The organism is Flavobacterium tegetincola DSM 22377 (assembly GCF_000425485.1).
GTDB classification, from domain to species: Bacteria; Bacteroidota; Bacteroidia; order Flavobacteriales; family Flavobacteriaceae; genus Flavobacterium; species Flavobacterium tegetincola.
The window spans coordinates 68,718-85,721 of sequence record NZ_AUDN01000015.1 but is presented as its reverse complement, the minus strand read 5'-3'; the positions used below and the strand labels follow the sequence as shown (position 1 = coordinate 85,721).

Below are 17,004 nucleotides of genomic sequence, written 5' to 3'. Positions count from 1 at the left end.
TCCTACTGTGTTTTAATTAATGTTAACTGTTTTTTTTTACAAATATTTTTTTGATAAGCATCATTGCAAAAACGCAAATTAAACCTACAAATAAACCCAGAAAAAATTCGAGTATCCAAGCCGGAATGGTTTCTGAATAATGATGAAAGTCAGGAATTTGGTGCGAAAATATTCCACCAGATACAAATAGTAAAGCAAGTGTTCCTAAAACAGCTAAAAATTGAATAACGCGAGGTAATCCTTTAACCAAAAGGGTTCCTAGTTTTTGTAACAAATTATTCTTTCCATTGCTCCATTGAATTAATTTGTAACCTGCTTCGTCCATACGAACAATTAGTGCTACAATACCATAAACTCCTACAGTTGCAATAAAGGCCACAATACTTACCACAATAATTTGCATTGAAAGTTCTTGGCCCGTTACGGTTCCTAGAGCGATGATAATAATTTCCACAGAAAGAATAAAATCGGTCAGAATTGCTGATTTAATTTTCCCTTTTTCTAAACTTAAAATTTGTTGCTCTGTTAATTCCTCTAAAATTTCTACTTTTTTTGTAGTAGGATGGGGAAAAAAATACTCGTATATTTTTTCGGCACCTTCGTACGCTAAATAAATTCCACCTAAAATTAAAATAACATCAATCAGCCACGGAAGAAATGCCGTCAAAAGAAACGCTATAGGTAAAATAATAAGTTTATTTAAGGCGGAACCTTTTGTAATTGCCCACAATACAGGTAATTCTCTTGTGGAAACAAAGCCAGAAGCTTTTTCGGCGTTTACTGCTAAATCATCTCCTAAAATTCCCGCTGTTTTTTTTGTTGCAATTTTGCTCATTGCTGCAACGTCATCCATTAATAGTGCAATATCATCGAGTAACGCAAAAAATCCTGAAGCCATAAATGTATTTTATTTTAAAGTGTAAAAGTACTATTGTTTGTAATTGATATACTAAATATAAAAAATAAATTTAATTAACTCAAATTTGATTCAGGAAATATACAATACTACTAATCCGTCTACGCGTTGAATACTTAATGAAAATTGAAACCATAAAGTAGTAAATTTAGCATAAAAGTATTCCGAAATCGATGTAATTTGAGTAATTTCGCAACACAAATTTAAATCGACTTTAAAATGAATAAGAAAGTAGTTATAGTATCGGCTGTTAGAACACCAATTGGAAGTTTTATGGGAGCCTTATCAACGGTTACCGCTCCACAATTAGGTGCTGCAGCGATTAAAGGTGCTTTGGAAAAAATAAATTTAGATCCATCAAAAGTGGATGAAGTAATCATGGGTAACGTGGTTCAAGCAGGTGTTGGTCAAGCTCCAGCAAGACAAGCAGCGCTTTTGGCTGGTTTATCAAACGAAGTTGCAGCAACTACTGTAAATAAAGTTTGTGCTTCTGGAATGAAAGCAGTTATGCAAGGTGCTCAAGCTATTATGGCTGGCGATGCAGAAATTGTAGTTGCAGGAGGAATGGAAAACATGAGTTTGATTCCGCATTACGTTCACATGAGAAACGGAAATAAATTTGGTCCAGCAACAATGGTGGATGGAATGCAAAAAGATGGACTTGTTGACGCATACGACAATAATGCAATGGGCGTTTGTGCAGATTTATGTGCAACAGAATATAAATTTTCAAGAGAAGATCAGGACAACTATGCCATTCAGTCTTACGAGCGTTCTGCAAAAGCATGGAGCGAAGGTAAATTTGCTAATGAAGTAGTTCCTGTAGCGGTTCCTCAACGTAGAGGTGATGCACTAATCGTAGACAAGGACGAAGAATTTAGCAACGTAAAAATAGATAAAATACCTACATTAAAAGCTGTTTTTAGCAAAGACGGAACTGTGACAGCTGCAAATGCTTCTACTATTAATGACGGGGCTGCAGCATTGATTTTAATGAGCGAAGACAAAGCAAAGGAATTGGGAATTAAGCCACTTGCTTACATTAAAAGTTATGCAGATGCTGCTCAAGAACCAAAATGGTTTACAACTTCTCCAGCCAAAGCTTTACCAAAAGCATTAGACAAAGCGGGAATGAAAATCAGCGATGTAGATTATTTTGAATTTAATGAAGCCTTTGCTGTAGTTGGTTTGGCAAATTCTAAAATTTTAGGATTAGAAAATGATAAAGTGAATGTTAATGGTGGTGCCGTTTCTTTGGGTCATCCTCTAGGATGTTCAGGCGCACGAATCATAGTTACTTTACTTAACGTTTTGGAACAAAATAATGCAAAAACTGGAGCTGCTGCAATTTGCAACGGTGGTGGTGGCGCTTCGGCAATAGTTATCGAGAGAATCTAATAAAATAATATTTTATAATTGATGGGTTTTAAATAAAATGAATTAATTTTCAATCTTTATTTAAGACTCATCATTTATTTTTAAATCCAATTGCATGTTCGGAATTTGTGAACTCGCCAACATACCGCTACGTTTTGAAGCAAACGACCGAAGTGAAATTGTATCGCAAGTACTCTTTGGCGAATGCTTTGCAATACTTGAAACTACTAAAAATTGGTTGCGGATCAAATTGCATGACGACCAGTATGAAGGTTGGATTGATAGCAAACAAGCCCGAATAATTACAGAAGAACAGTATTTAAAAATTACCCAAGCACCAATCGTGCTAAATAATGACTTGGTAGAATACATCTCTACAAAGGATAATTTACTGATTCCAATACCCTTAGGTTCATCAATTTCTTTTTTAGATTTTCCAGAGGTTAATAGTGCAAATTATTTATTTGAAGGACTGAAGTCTCAAGGAATTTATCCCAAAGATCGATTGATTGAAACCGCGTTTTTATATCTTAATACTCCTTATCTTTGGGGTGGCAAAACGCCTTTTGGAATTGATTGTTCTGGATTTACACAGATGGTTTACAAATTAAATGGATATTCTATTTTGCGCGATGCATCTCAACAATCTACATTAGGAGAAGCGTTAAGTTTCATAGAAGAATGTGAACCAGGAGATTTGGCATTTTTCGATAATGAAGAAGGTAAAATCATCCACGTTGGAATTATAATGAATGATAATTATATTATTCATGCAAGTGGCAAAGTCCGCATTGACCGACTGGATCATTTAGGCATTTTTAATGCTGAAACAAACAGGCATACGCATAAGTTGCGTGTCATAAAGCGAATTATTTAGCTTCCGGACATTCAATTTCAGACAAAACCGTAGCACTGTCAAAATGCATTTTTTTTGGATCTTTAAACTTGGTCTCACCCTCAGTCTCCGAAACATCTCCGTAAGCTTCTATTAAAATTTTTTCTTTTCTAAGAAAAACAACCTCGCGGACATTCTTTAAACCTTCAGACATAAAAGTATAATTGGCCTTCAATGTATCGCCAAACATTTGACCAGCAATAGTTCCGTTATTTTTATCTTTTTCAAAAAATAGGTAGGCCAACTCACCTGAAACTTTTTGACTGGAGTCAATTTGGAAAGAGAGATTAAAAGTATCCTTTTTAACAATTCCTTGATAACACACAATTTGAGATTCGTTCGCCACCATTTCTTCCTGCACTGTTGGAATTGGTAAAGGTTCGTTTTCCTCTTCCTTACAAGCGGTAAATGCAAAAATCAAAAAAATTACTACAAGAACTCTATGTTTCATGGTGATGCGTTTTGTTTGCGATAAGAATCAAAGCTAAATATACAAAAAATTCAGTATAAAATAGCAAAACATTCCCGGATGAGAATGTTTTGCAACTATACGAGTATAAAAATAAGCGCTTATGACACGTCCACTGTTGTTTTTTCAGCAATAGATTTATAAGTACCGTTTACTAGTTTTTCCCTAATAATTTCAAAAGCAGTTAATGTTTCATCAATATCCGCTAATGTATGCGAAGACGTAGGAATCATACGAAGTAAAATTATCCCCTTTGGAATTACTGGATAAATTACGATAGAAAGAAAAATACCATAATTTTCCCGCAAGTCGTTCACCATAACCATTGCTTCTGGTACACTTCCTTCTAAATATACAGGAGTAACACACGTGTTAGTATCGCCAATATTAAAATTTCGTGATCTTAAACCGGATTGCAATGCGTTTACATTTTCCCAAAGTTTATCTTTTAATTCTGGATGATTGCGCAACAACTCCAATCGTTTTAAAGCTCCAACTGTTTGGATCATTGGTAATGATTTTGCAAACATTTGCGAACGAAGATTGTATTTTAAGTAATCAATAATATCTTTATCAGCAGCTATAAAGGCACCGATACTCGCCATAGATTTGGCAAAAGTGGAGAAATAAACATCAATTCCGTCTTGGCAATTTTGCTCCTCGCCTGCTCCAGCACCCGTTTTACCTAAGGTTCCAAAACCATGCGCATCATCAACCAATAATCGAAAATTGTACTTTTCCTTCATGGCAACAATTTCCTTCAACTTTCCTTGTTGACCGCGCATTCCAAAAACTCCTTCTGTTATAAATAGAATTCCACCACCTGTTTCTGTAGCCATTTTCGTAGCACGTTGCAGGTTTTTTTCCATACTTTCCAAATCATTATGACGGTAAGTATATCGTTTTCCCATGTGCAATCGAACACCGTCAATAATACAAGCATGTGCATCAACGTCATAAACGATAATATCATTTTTAGTAACCAAAGCGTCAATTGTAGACATAATTCCTTGGTAACCGAAATTCAGTAAATATGCTGACTCTTTCATTACAAAAGCTGCCAACTCATTCTCTAATTGTTCATGAACAGAAGTATGCCCTGACATCATACGAGCTCCCATTGGGTACGCTGCCCCATACTGAAGTGCAGCATCTGCATCGGCTTTACGAACTTCTGGATGATTTGCCAAACCCAAATAATCGTTCAAACTCCAATTTAAAATATTTTTACCTTGAAATTGCATTCTAGGACCTAACTCTCCCTCTAATTTTGGAAAAACAAAATATCCTTCGGCTTGTGAAGCCCACTTCCCTAAAGGTCCTTTATTGTTTTGAATTCTTTCGAATAAATCTTTCACCATGATTTTTTTGTGTTAAAAAACGTGGCAAAAATACAATTTTAAAAATAATTATCAGAAATCGCAGTGCTTTATTTTACTACATATTATAACATTTAGTTGATTTATTAAACTTTAGAAGGATTTTCAAGTAGATTGTTTTACCTTTAAACCAATAAATTATATATAATGTCACAACATATAAAAGAGTTAAAACTTGCCGTTTTAATTGATGCAGATAACGTTCCATACAGCAATGTAAAAGGAATGATGGAAGAGATCACGAAATACGGTACCCCAACCACGAAAAGAATTTATGCAGATTGGACACGACCAAACGCAAATGGATGGAAGAATGTTTTATTAGAACATGCGATTACCCCAATACAACAATATAGTTACACTAGCGGAAAAAATTCATCTGATTCTGCCCTTATTATTGATGCAATGGATTTGCTTTATTCTGGAAAACTAGATGGCTTTTGCATCGTATCCAGCGACAGTGACTTTACAAGACTGGCTACAAGATTGCGTGAATCTGGAATGAAAGTTATTGGTATTGGTGAGCAAAAAACCCCTAAACCGTTTATAAGTGCTTGCGATAGATTTATATTTATAGAAGTTCTTGAAGGAGCTGTGAAGAAAAAACCAGCTAAAAAACTAAATGAGGTTGACACCAAAAAAGCTACTGAAAAAGGATCATTGAAAGTAAATGAAAAACCACAAGAAAAACCTTTAAATAAAATTGACGAACCAACGATAGAACTTATTGAATCTACAATTGATGATATTGCTGATGACGACGGTTGGGCCTTCTTAGGCGACGTAGGAAATATGATTGTCAAGAAAAAACCTGAATTTGATCCCCGTAATTATGGTTTTGTAAAACTTACACCAATGATGAAATCAATGACCGATATCTTGCAAATTGATGAGCGCGAATCAGAGAAGAAAGGAATTAAACACGTTTATGTAAAACTAAAATACAGTTAAACTTTATATTTATTATTAATCTCTCTTACAATCTTTTCAATATTGTATAGCTTTTCGCTTTGATTAGAAAGCAGCTTAATGTACATTTTCTTGTCTCTGCGCGTCAATTTATTCTTCTTGAGAATTTTCTGAGTGACTTCTGTATAATCTGCATTGTAGTCCGACTGGAGTTTTATTAAGTGTTGCTGTGCAGTTGTCTTACTATCCTCACCAAAACGTTCGTCGCCGCAATTGAATAAGGTAATGCTGTGCTGTAAAGATTCCATATATCTTTCAACCTGTTCTTTATTGCGCATAAAACGATTGTAGTAGTAATTACGATCTCTTCCTTCAGTCTTTACGGTAACACTATACAAATACATCTTATAAATAACAATACTTGCCAACAGTAAAACTCCGACGACAAAATAGATTGAAAACTCATTTTGCACCGCTTTATCTACATCAATACGCTGAAAGGCCGTTAAACCTAAGAAAACAAGTAAATTCATTAAATTTTCAATTAGATATTATTTTGTGCTTTTAATTTGTACAAATATATGTAAAAACCCAATAGCATTATAAATTATAGCACGAGTTTACGTTTAAACACATCCAAACGTCATTAATATTACATAAACTAGCTCACTGCGAATCTCTACAATCAGTAAGATATTAAAGAAAATTCCGAATATTTAAAAGTTATTTATATACAAAGAATAAACACAAAGCGTATACAATAAGAAAAGGCAAGAATAATAAATCCTTGCCTTTGCCTACCTTTAAAAATTGATATTATATACTCAAGAAAAATGATTCTCGATTTAAACCTGAAGTTTGGTATTGCCAGTTAATTTTTAGAACATGACGGATGATTTGTTTTAAACGCTCAAAGTCATTTGGTTTATGGATGTAAATATTTGCTCCACCACTCAAGGTTTCCTCAATATCTTGTTCAGAATTTGAAGTCGAATAGATCGCAATTGATATATCTCTCAGTTTTGGATTACTTCTGATTAACTTCAAGCAATCAAAACCGGAAAGTCCTGGCATATTTAAATCTAAAAACAATATGTGCGGTTTTGCAACATCTTCGCGATTTAAAAAATCCATCAGCTCTTGGCCACCGTTATACATCGTTAATTTGGAATTAAACTCCATCTCATCTATAGCAGATTTAAAAAAGAATCTGTCATCTTCATCGTCGTCTGCAAGGACAATATACATTTGGTCAGCAGTTAGTTTCATATGCATTTATTTGGGGAGATTAAACAAATCGGTACTAAAGATAAGAATGTTAAACAAATTTAAAAAATAATTACATGCAAATTAACGTAAATACCAACTTTCACGCTAAAATGTGAAAAAAATTTAAAATGTGAAAGAAAAATTTCAATAATTAAACTTTTTCCTTTACAAGTTGTTTGCAATTTTATAAAATTCGAGTGCAAATATTACCTTTTGTAACGTATCGCAGTTTATAAAATTTTTGCAAAACATTACAATATTTCCACCTTTAAATGATTTAAAAAAAATTCCCAAGCGCTAACTTGGGAATTTTTATAACCTAATGTAATAGATATAATTTGAACACTATAACTAATACGTTTTTATATTATTTTAATGCCGCTTTTACTTGATCAGCTGCTTCTTGAAATTGAACCGCTGATAAAATTGGCATTCCTGAATTGTCAATTAATTCTTTTGCAATCTCTGCATTTGTACCTTGCAAACGTACGATGATTGGCACTTTAATAGCGTCTCCCATATTTTTATAAGCATCAACAACTCCTTGAGCTACACGGTCGCAACGAACGATTCCTCCAAAAATGTTAATCAAAATTGCTTTAACAGCTGGATCTTTCAAAATAATTCTGAAAGCTAATTCAACTCTTTTTGCATCTGCTGTTCCACCTACATCTAAGAAGTTAGCCGGCTCAAAACCTGCATATTTAATTAAATCCATAGTTGCCATTGCAAGTCCCGCACCATTAACCATACAACCAACAGTTCCGTCCAAGTCAACATAATTTAAACCTGCAGCTTTCGCTTCAACTTCAATTGCATTTTCTTCACGAATATCACGGTATTCAGCTAATTTTGGGTGACGGTACAATGCATTATCATCTAAATTTACTTTAGCATCAACTGCAATAATTTTATTATCTGATGTTTTTAATACCGGGTTGATTTCAAACATTGAAGAATCAGAACCTACGTAAGCTTTGTATAAAGCATCTACAAACTGAACCATTTCCTTGAACGCGTTTCCAGAAAGACCTAAATTAAAGGCAATTCTACGCGCCTGAAATGCTTGCAATCCTACACTTGGATCGATTTCTTCTGTGAAAATTAATTCTGGAGTTTTTTCTGCTACTTCCTCGATATCCATTCCACCTTCAGTAGAATACATAATCATATTTCTAGCTTTTCCACGGTTTAATAAAACCGACATATAAAATTCTGAAGTTTCAGATTCACCTGGATAATAAACATCTTCGGCTACTAAAATTTTGTGCACTTTTTTACCTTCTGCAGACGTTTGAGGAGTAACCAATTGCATTCCAATAATTTGTTCTGCAATTTCTTCTACTTGTTGCAAGTTTTTAGCAAGTTTAACCCCGCCTCCTTTACCTCTTCCACCTGCGTGAACTTGAGCTTTAATTACATGCCATCCTGTTCCCGTTTCAGCAGTCAATTGCTTAGCTGCAGCAACTGCTTCCTGTGGGTTATTAGCAACATAACCACGTTGAACTTTTACACCATAACTGGCTAATATCTCTTTTCCTTGGTATTCGTGTATATCCATAATGAAGTTTTTGACTTTTTAAAAGTGCCACAAAAATAGCTAATTTAGTCTAATCAACGAAAGATTTTTAGCTTTAATTTAATGGTAAGTGCTTTCGCAGTTTTAAATAGTAACTATTCCATAAAGACTGTTAAAAAAACACCTCACACTGAAGTACTTTTGAGCGATCTGTTTTTATCAATAAATACGCAACCTCGCATCATTGACACCATCTAATATTTAAAAAACATCAAACGTGTGAAAACAGCATATCACCTTTTACTTACAATGATCATTTTTATAATAAATAGTCGTAGCATTGATGATGACCCAATAATAGAACCTAAAATTTATGGCGCGTGGCATCTTGTAGAAGTCAGCGGTACAATAGCTGGTATAACGCACGAATTTGAATACGGAACGATCATATGGGATTTTGCTGCAGGTAATATTGTAGTTGAAAACAACAATTTAAATAATGACTTACTTTATAAATTAGAAACTGGAACCTATCCTTATTTACTAAACATGCTGCCCGAATTAGAAAGTGATTGTGTACAAACCATTGCATTTTAACCAGAGGACGTTAATTGCATACAATATGACTACGACACTATGTTTATAATTCAAAATGTTGCAGAAGATATTAAGCATAAATTTATTCGTTAGAAAAATATGTAAATTAGACTTAAAATCACATTTCCATAACATTTAGTTGTAATTTGTGGTATTGCCGTCTTGTCGTTGTACGGAAATGGAGATAGTATTACTTTTGCATTATTAATAAAAAAAGCTATGCAATCAAAGGATTTACTTCAAATTGCCCAAGAATTTGGGAATCCCATCTATGTATATGATGCGGAAAGAATTATTTTACAATATCAGCGTTTAGAAAAGGCTTTCGCCAAAGTAGAGCGTCTTCGAATCAACTATGCTGTCAAGGCATTATCCAATATTTCTATTTTAAAGCTTTTAAAAAATCAAGGATCCGGCCTAGATACCGTTTCCATTCAAGAAGTACGCTTGGGTTTACATGCCGGATTTACCCCAGAACGAATTATCTATACACCTAACGGCGTTTCATTTGAAGAATTGGAAGAGGCTGCTCATTTGGGCGTCCAAATAAACATCGATAACTTATCGGTTTTAGAACATTTTGGCTCCAAATACCCTTCCATTCCCGTCTGCATCCGAATTAATCCTCATGTAATGGCAGGCGGAAATGCAAATATTTCTGTGGGCCATATTGATAGTAAATTTGGAATTTCTGTGCATCAAATGCCGCACATTTTGCGTATTGTACAAAATACAGGAATGCACATCAATGGAATTCACATGCATACAGGTTCTGATATTTTAGATATCGAAGTGTTTCTTTATGCTGCCGAAATTTTATTTGACGCTGCAAAAAACTTTACCGAATTGGACTTTTTAGATTTCGGAAGCGGATTTAAAGTGCCCTATAAAAAAGATGACATTGAGACAGACGTAGAAGAATTAGGTAAGAAATTAACCAAACGTTTCAATGCTTTTGAAAAAGAATATGGGAGAGACCTTACTTTAGCCTTTGAACCAGGGAAATTTTTGGTAAGTGAAGCAGGTTATTTTTTAGCCAAAGTAAATGTTGTAAAGCAAACCACGTCCACCGTTTTTGCTGGAATTGATTCTGGTTTTAATCACCTTATCAGACCAATGTTGTACGGTTCTCAACATGAGATTTCAAATATTTCCAACCCAAAAGGAAAAGAGCGCTTCTATTCCGTTGTGGGGTATATTTGCGAAACAGATACTTTTGCGAATAACCGACGTATTTCTGAAATTAAAGAAAATGATATCCTATGTTTTAAAAATGCCGGTGCATATTGTTATTCTATGGCTTCCAATTACAATTCTCGCTTTCGCCCCGCCGAAATTTTATGGATTAACAATAAAGCAATCGTAATTAGAAAACAAGAAACTATGGATGATTTATTGCACAATCAGATATTGTATGAAGATCTCAAAAATTAAAAGAAATTAATATTTAAAACCGACAAAATGTGTCGGTTTTTTTATGACCTATTATAATTAATACTTTATTTACATTGTAAAAAAAGAACTTTTGTATCTTTGGCCACCTTATTATACGATAATGAACAGAAGAAAATTTTTTAGAAACGGTTCGATTTTCACACTTGGAACCGCATTAATTAGTCCTTTTGGCGCAAATGCAGCTACACTTACTCCTGATTTAATTGATAAAAACAAGAAAGCCAAAAACATTATTTTGCTGGTTAGCGACGGAATGAGTAATGGAACGCTTAATATGACCGACCTGTACCTCAGTAGAAAAAACGGCGTAGGCTCAAATTGGTTACAGCTTTATAAAGACAACCGCGTTTCGCGAGCACTTATGGATACTGCTTCTGCAAGTTCTATAGTAACCGATTCTGCAGCTGCAAGTTCATCTTGGGGTGGTGGTTTTAGAGTTAAAAATGGCGCTCTAAATGTAGGTCCAGACGGGCAAGAGCATTTGCCAATTTGGCAAAAGTTTAAAAAGGCGGGTAAAATGGCCGGTTGCGTAACCACAGTTCCCATCACACATGCTACTCCAGCCGGTTTCTGTATCAACAGTAAAAGTAGAAACAGCATGGAAGACATTGCTGAACAGTACCTTGATCTCGAATTTGATATTATGATGGGTGGTGGTCAAAAATACTTTGATGCGGCTTCTAGAAAAGATAAAAAAGATATGTTTGCGGCTTTTAAAGCCAAAGGTTATCAGGTGGCAAAAACTAGATCGGAAATGATGAACGCTTCAAATACAAAACCGGTTTTAGGCGTATTTGACGAAGATGCTTTGCCTTACAATATTGATAGAACTTCCGATGAAAAATTAAAATCTAGCATTCCTTCTTTGGCAGAAATGGCGCAAAAAGCAATTGACCGCATGAAAGATCACCCTAAAGGTTTCGTTTTGCAGGTGGAAGCTGGAAAAGTAGATTGGGCTGCTCACGGAAATGATATTGGTGGATTAATTTACGATCAAGTTGCCTTTGACGAAGCGGTTAAAGTAGCAATTGATTTTGCTGAAAAAGATAAAAATACGCTTGTAATTATCACTACAGATCATGGAAACGCTAACCCAGGTATAATTTACGGTAAGTATGCGAATGAAAATTTTGATAACATTCAAAAATACAAACATACTAATGAGTACATTTTAAATAACATTCACGCTACGTCAACGTTTTCCCAAGTTAAAGAAGTTGTTGATTTTTCAAATGGTTCAACACTTTCTGATGAAGATGCTAAGAACGTTTTGACCTATTACGATGGTTTACACAAGGAAGAAGGCGGATTGTATAATTACAAAAAACTTCCTTTTAGAGCTTTTGCAGAAATGCAACAAAAAACAAATTCTGTGGGTTGGATCAGTATGGATCACTCTGCAGATTACGTTGAACTTGCTGTATTTGGCCCCGGAAGTGAACTACTAAAACCATTTATTAAGAATACTGATTTGCATTATTTAATGCTTCAGGCGGCAGAAGTGGAAAACAAATTTTAATTCTTATCTTAGAAATTTTAACAGATTAGTATGAAGCTAGAACGCGTTTTTGAAAATAACGAAGCATGGATTGCTGAAAAACTAGAGGTAAATCCAACGTATTTTAACGAATTATCTCAAGGGCAAAGTCCTGATATTTTGTATATTGGTTGTTCAGACAGTAGGGTTTCTGCCGAAGAATTGATGGGATTAAAACCCGGAGAAGTTTTTGTACATCGCAATATTGCTAATATGGTGGTTAATATTGACTTGAATGTAATGTCGGTTCTGAATTATGCCGTTTCGCACCTTAAGGTAAATCACGTAGTAGTTTGTGGCCATTATTTTTGTGGCGGTGTAAAGGCAGCCATGCAAGCGCAAGATTTGGGAATTCTAAATCCTTGGCTCCGAAACATCAGAGACGTTTATAGAACACATAAAGTTGAATTGAACGCCATCACTTGTGAAACGGAAAAATACAATAGACTTGTGGAACTGAATGTTGAGGAACAATGCATCAATCTGATTAAGACGGCTGATGTTCAGAAAGCTTACAAAGAACGAAATCTTAAAGTGCACGGATGGGTTTTTGATATCCAGACTGGGAAACTCATAGATTTACACATTGATTTTGACAAAATTATGCACAATATTATGGAAATATATGATTTAGGATAATTTCACATTTCCATATGTGAAAAACCTAGATGTCCAGCTTTACAAAAAAAATACATTTTTTAAATAAGAAAAATGACTTATCATTCAATCATTAAATATGGAACAACTCCTATTTTAGCCTTGGTTATTGTGGCAAGTCATTTTTATTTTTTCAATCAAGGATTGTCCTCTTGGAAAGGAGGCGGATTTGGAATGTATACTACTTACAATCCTTCCCAAGCACAAGTATACATAAATGGAGTGGAATATAAAGAGAAGCCAGAGCATATAAAAGAAGGGAACTATGTTTTAAATAATTTTCTATTCTTCCCCAACCAAGATAATTTACTTACATTAGTTCAAAATTGTGAAAATCCTACAGACAGTTTAACCATTCAAATATGGTATCCACATGTCAATGCCAAAAATTCAACTTTCTCCAGACAATTAGTGCATGAATTTAAGTACGTCAAATCCAATTGAAGAAAAAGTACACCTCAAATTAATTGAGGATTTACTTTTAATTTTCATTTTAATTTCGTGTTCCACTTTTATGAATAATTGGTGGCACATTAAATTCATTTTGATAACCACGTTGCTACTCGCTAATTTTACAACAGGTAGAACGAAGTATCCTAAAATTTTCTGGAGTATTACCTTAGTATTGACAAGTTTAGAACTTATTCCCCACTATTTTTTGGCGGCAAATCATAACTTCGTACTGTTTTACATTACACTCACAATTTGGATTAGTCACTTTTATCCGCTTGAACGAATAAAAATTATTAAATTAAATAGTTTCTTTTTATTAGTCATGATCCTACTTTTTGGAGCGCTTCAAAAACTACTTTCTCCCGATTTTATGAGTGGCGACTTTCTTTCCTACCTCACTCTGAAAGGAGATTTATTTAAACCTTTGCAAATAGCTAAAGTTTTGCCTGATGTTTTCTCAGAAAATCTTGCTCAGATTACCGAAAATAAAAATTCAATTCCTGACGCGAATAAAGTGATTCAGTTAGCAGCACCATTTGGTGGTTTTGAAACTTTTATATATTATTTTTCTGTAGCAGTAATGATCATCGAATTTCTAATACTACCGACCTTTCTTCTCAAAAATCAAAACATCAAAAATACCATCCTGCTGTTATTTCTCATAGGATTGATCTTTACAAGATTTGAAACTGGATTTGTGGCTTTACTCACCATTCTAATAATTGGTCAATTGTCTATCTTAGTTAAAATTTTCAAGTTCTTATTCGTAGGCTTATTTACCGTTTGTTTAGCATTGATATTAGTGCGATTGGGTCTATTATGATTATTAATTTACTGATTCTTTTATGTCATTTCAATTAAAATGGAAAACTGAATATCAAAAAAACATCCCATTTAAATTTAATAATTAAATGGGATGTTCTATTTATAGTGTATTTTCTTTTATAAAAAAGCAACCTCTTTTTTTGCTTCTTCAAATTCACGCACCATGTTATTTACAATGGTTTCCACAGGTAAAATTTCATGAATTAATCCCGCAATTTGACCAATTTCCAGTTCACCATCCACAAGATCACCTTCAAACATTCCCCTCTTTGCTCGTGCTCTTCCTAATAATTCTTTTAAATCTTCAGGAGTGGGACACTTGGCATACAAATCTTGTACATCTTGATAAAATTTATTCTTAATCAATCGCACTGGAGCCAGTTCTTTTAAAGTAACTTGAGTGCTTCCCTCCTCTACCTGCAAAATAGTTTCTTTAAATTGATCATGCGAAGAACTTTCAATTGAAGCTGCAAATCGACTTCCTACTTGAACACCATCTGCACCAAGGACCATGGTGGCAAGCATTCCGCGTCCAGTGGCAATACCTCCCGCTGCAATCAATGGTATAGAAATCTTCTCACGAACCATCGGAATTAATGTCAATGTTGTAGTTTCCTCACGACCGTTATGTCCGCCGGCTTCAAAACCTTCGGCAACAACGGCGTCCACTCCTGCTTCTTGTGATTTTAGCGCAAACTTAGAACTACTAACTACATGAACAACTGTTATTCCATTTTCTTTTAAAAAAGACGTCCACGTTTTTGGGTTTCCTGCCGAAGTAAAAACGATTTTAACGCCTTCTTCCACGATGATTTTCATGATTTCTTCCACATTTGGATACAACATCGGAACGTTTACACCAAAGGGTTTGTCCGTTGCTTTTTTGCATTTTTGAATGTGTTCTCGTAGAACTTCTGGATACATAGATCCAGCACCGATGAGACCTAAACCGCCGGCATTACTAACAGCACTTGCTAATTTATAGCCGCTGTTCCAAATCATTCCGCCTTGAATAATGGGATATTTTATGTTGAAAAGTGAAGTTATTTTGTTTTCCAAAATAGTAGGTTTTATTGTTTGATAAATGTTTTAGTTGTGACAAAAGTTCCTGAATTTATTTTACAGAAATAAATACCAGAAGACAATTCAGAAATTGGAATAGAAACGGTAGCCGAAGTCGCTTTTGTTACCAAAACTTTTTGGCCCAAAGCCGAATAAATAACAATCGTACTTTCCGTTGTAAAGTTAGATGTAGAAATATTTAAAACGTCATTAACTGGATTCGGATAAAGTAGTACTTTTTCTTTTTCCGAAGATTGAATTCCTAAAGTTGTTGCAAGCGCTGTATTGTAATTTGGAATTCCATAGCCCAATTGCGGCGTAGGATTAGTGTAAATACTTGCCGACTCCTTAACAATTTGAATAATTTCTGCATTGGTTTTTGTGGGTAAAGCTTGCCATAAACACGCCACCATTCCCGCTGTAATTGGTCCTGAAAAAGAAGTTCCATTTGCCAATCCGATAGTTCCAGATGGATCAGAAACCACAGCTTGAACGCCTTGAGCCACAACATCAGGTTTTATCCGGCCGTCAAAAGAAGGTCCAATTGAACTAAAATTTGCATAAAAACCTGCAGCATTTACCGCGCCAACTGCTAATGAAGTAATAGATTCTGCCGGAACTGTAATATGAGGATCAATGGTCGATCCTGAATTTCCAGCAGAAGTTACGCAAATAATTCCTCTTGAAAAAGCCACATCTGCACCTCGCGAAGCAAAAGAGGTTATTCCATTCATATCTTGATACGTATAACTATAATTGGGATTGTCGTAACCAAAATAGCCCAAAGAAGTAGTAATAATGTCTACTCCTAGTCGATCGGCCTCCTCTGCAGCTTCCACCCAATAGGATTCTTCCACAGGATTTTCGCTCCCTACATCTTCTGTAATAAAAAGATAATATGCGGCATCCGGAGCGGTTCCAACTAAAGAATTTTCCACATAACCGCCCATTGTAGAAAGTACCAAAGTGCCATGTGTGCCTCCAGTATAAAAATTAGTGGATCGATTTACAAAGTCATAACCACCTAAAATCAAATTACTTGCATTCAGACGTTGAAAGGGCAAAGCGCTATCTACGCCAGGAAAACCAGCGTCTAAAACTGCAATAGTTTTTCCTGTTCCAGTAAAATTTTGCTGGTGCAATAAATCGCCACCAAGCATCTCTATTTGATTGCTTGAATTTCCGTATGCAAAGGTAATTTGTGTGTCTAGTGTCTTATTGATTGACTGTAAAACCACAGGTGAAGCCGGTTTGGCAAAGGTGCTTGTATTTAAAGTTTTATCGGCAAATTGAATAGCATTTACGAAGGAAAGCGTTGTAAGTTGCTGAATATTTGCCACGCTTCCGCGAATATGCAACGCGTTCAACCACTTTGATTTTGCCATAACCGTAATTCCGGACGCATTTGTAATTTGTGAAATATAGGAAGGAAAAATCGGAACATCTTTTACATCTAAAGCAATGTTTTGAGCCGTTCTTCTGTCGAGTGATTTTTGTGTAAGCATTGTCAAAGGATTAGCCAAATAGGTTGCCGAATCTGGTTTATCTGCAAAATATACCCAAGCATCTTGTTGGGCAAAACCAATGAATGAGGAAATTAAAAATAAGGAAAGTAATAATTTTTTCATGAGGAAACGTGCTTTGTTTTACAAACGAAATTAAATTGGCTACGGTTTTCAAAGATA

Annotated in this window: 17 protein-coding genes; 9 read left to right on the top strand and 8 right to left on the bottom strand. The window is 34.8% G+C overall.

Annotation, left to right across the window (positions count from 1 at the left end; genetic code table 11):
- Window positions 1-22: 22 nt before the first annotated feature.
- On the bottom strand, window positions 23-898 hold the full coding sequence (locus H602_RS0103320; RefSeq protein ID WP_026976735.1) for a DUF808 domain-containing protein: 876 nt from the start codon (window positions 896-898) through the stop codon (window positions 23-25).
- Window positions 899-1,135: 237 nt separating this feature from the next.
- Here H602_RS0103320 and H602_RS0103315 point away from each other — a divergent pair, with 237 nt between their 5' ends.
- A complete protein-coding gene (locus H602_RS0103315; protein ID WP_026976734.1) occupies window positions 1,136-2,314 on the top strand; it encodes an acetyl-CoA C-acyltransferase in 1,179 nt (392 codons plus the stop codon).
- Window positions 2,315-2,408: 94 nt separating this feature from the next.
- A complete protein-coding gene (locus H602_RS0103310; protein ID WP_026976733.1) occupies window positions 2,409-3,170 on the top strand; it encodes a C40 family peptidase in 762 nt (253 codons plus the stop codon).
- On the opposite strand, the gene H602_RS0103305 is transcribed toward H602_RS0103310, so the two are convergent.
- Both H602_RS0103305 and capB read right to left on the bottom strand, forming a co-directional pair.
- Window positions 3,163-3,639 carry a hypothetical protein gene (locus tag H602_RS0103305; RefSeq protein ID WP_026976732.1) on the bottom strand — a complete coding sequence of 159 codons (477 nt, stop codon included), beginning with the start codon at window positions 3,637-3,639 and terminating at the stop codon, window positions 3,163-3,165. The two genes, H602_RS0103310 and H602_RS0103305, sit on opposite strands and share 8 nt — an antisense overlap.
- A gap of 119 nt (window positions 3,640-3,758) precedes the next feature.
- Window positions 3,759-5,018 carry a cysteate-C-fatty acyltransferase gene (capB, locus tag H602_RS0103300; protein ID WP_026976731.1) on the bottom strand — a complete coding sequence of 420 codons (1,260 nt, stop codon included), beginning with the start codon at window positions 5,016-5,018 and terminating at the stop codon, window positions 3,759-3,761.
- 165 nt (window positions 5,019-5,183) lie between these two features.
- Between capB and H602_RS0103295 the strand changes: the two genes are divergently transcribed.
- Entirely contained in the window at window positions 5,184-5,987 is an 804-nt protein-coding gene (locus H602_RS0103295; protein ID WP_026976730.1) for an NYN domain-containing protein, read from the top strand.
- On the opposite strand, the gene H602_RS0103290 is transcribed toward H602_RS0103295, so the two are convergent.
- The 3 genes from H602_RS0103290 to sucC all read right to left on the bottom strand — a co-directional run bounded on the left by H602_RS0103290 (window position 5,984) and on the right by sucC (window position 8,775).
- On the bottom strand, window positions 5,984-6,478 hold the full coding sequence (locus tag H602_RS0103290; RefSeq protein WP_026976729.1) for a hypothetical protein: 495 nt from the start codon (window positions 6,476-6,478) through the stop codon (window positions 5,984-5,986). The genes H602_RS0103295 and H602_RS0103290 overlap by 4 nt on opposite strands.
- A gap of 283 nt (window positions 6,479-6,761) precedes the next feature.
- Window positions 6,762-7,214: a response regulator gene (locus H602_RS0103285; RefSeq protein ID WP_245574906.1), complete on the bottom strand. Its 453-nt coding sequence runs from the start codon at window positions 7,212-7,214 to the stop codon at window positions 6,762-6,764.
- A gap of 367 nt (window positions 7,215-7,581) precedes the next feature.
- Entirely contained in the window at window positions 7,582-8,775 is a 1,194-nt protein-coding gene (gene sucC / locus H602_RS0103275; protein ID WP_026976727.1) for an ADP-forming succinate--CoA ligase subunit beta, read from the bottom strand.
- A gap of 237 nt (window positions 8,776-9,012) precedes the next feature.
- On the opposite strand from sucC, the gene H602_RS0103270 reads away from it, so the two are divergent.
- From H602_RS0103270 to H602_RS0103245, 6 genes are all read left to right on the top strand, one after another.
- Window positions 9,013-9,330 carry a hypothetical protein gene (locus tag H602_RS0103270; RefSeq protein WP_157504845.1) on the top strand — a complete coding sequence of 106 codons (318 nt, stop codon included), beginning with the start codon at window positions 9,013-9,015 and terminating at the stop codon, window positions 9,328-9,330.
- Between the two features lie 219 nt (window positions 9,331-9,549).
- Window positions 9,550-10,764, top strand: coding sequence for a diaminopimelate decarboxylase (gene lysA / locus H602_RS0103265; protein WP_026976725.1), 1,215 nt, complete (start codon window positions 9,550-9,552; stop codon window positions 10,762-10,764).
- Window positions 10,765-10,885: 121 nt separating this feature from the next.
- Window positions 10,886-12,304, top strand: coding sequence for an alkaline phosphatase (locus H602_RS0103260; RefSeq protein ID WP_026976724.1), 1,419 nt, complete (start codon window positions 10,886-10,888; stop codon window positions 12,302-12,304).
- A gap of 30 nt (window positions 12,305-12,334) precedes the next feature.
- The gene (locus H602_RS0103255) at window positions 12,335-12,961 is read left to right on the top strand and encodes a carbonic anhydrase (RefSeq protein WP_026976723.1); all 627 of its coding nucleotides are present in this window, start codon (window positions 12,335-12,337) and stop codon (window positions 12,959-12,961) included.
- 72 nt (window positions 12,962-13,033) lie between these two features.
- Window positions 13,034-13,423: a hypothetical protein gene (locus H602_RS0103250; protein ID WP_026976722.1), complete on the top strand. Its 390-nt coding sequence runs from the start codon at window positions 13,034-13,036 to the stop codon at window positions 13,421-13,423.
- Entirely contained in the window at window positions 13,395-14,255 is an 861-nt protein-coding gene (locus H602_RS0103245) for a hypothetical protein (RefSeq protein ID WP_026976721.1), read from the top strand. The genes H602_RS0103250 and H602_RS0103245 overlap by 29 nt, the downstream gene beginning before the upstream one ends.
- Window positions 14,256-14,374: 119 nt before the next feature.
- Here H602_RS0103245 and H602_RS0103240 read toward each other — a convergent pair whose 3' ends face one another.
- Together H602_RS0103240 and H602_RS18095 are read right to left on the bottom strand one after the other, a co-directional pair.
- Complete coding sequence (locus H602_RS0103240) at window positions 14,375-15,316, bottom strand: NAD(P)H-dependent flavin oxidoreductase (protein WP_026976720.1); 942 nt, start codon at window positions 15,314-15,316, stop codon at window positions 14,375-14,377.
- A gap of 11 nt (window positions 15,317-15,327) precedes the next feature.
- Entirely contained in the window at window positions 15,328-16,947 is a 1,620-nt protein-coding gene (locus H602_RS18095) for a S8 family serine peptidase (RefSeq protein WP_035758822.1), read from the bottom strand.
- Between the last annotated feature and the right edge of the window lie 57 nt (window positions 16,948-17,004).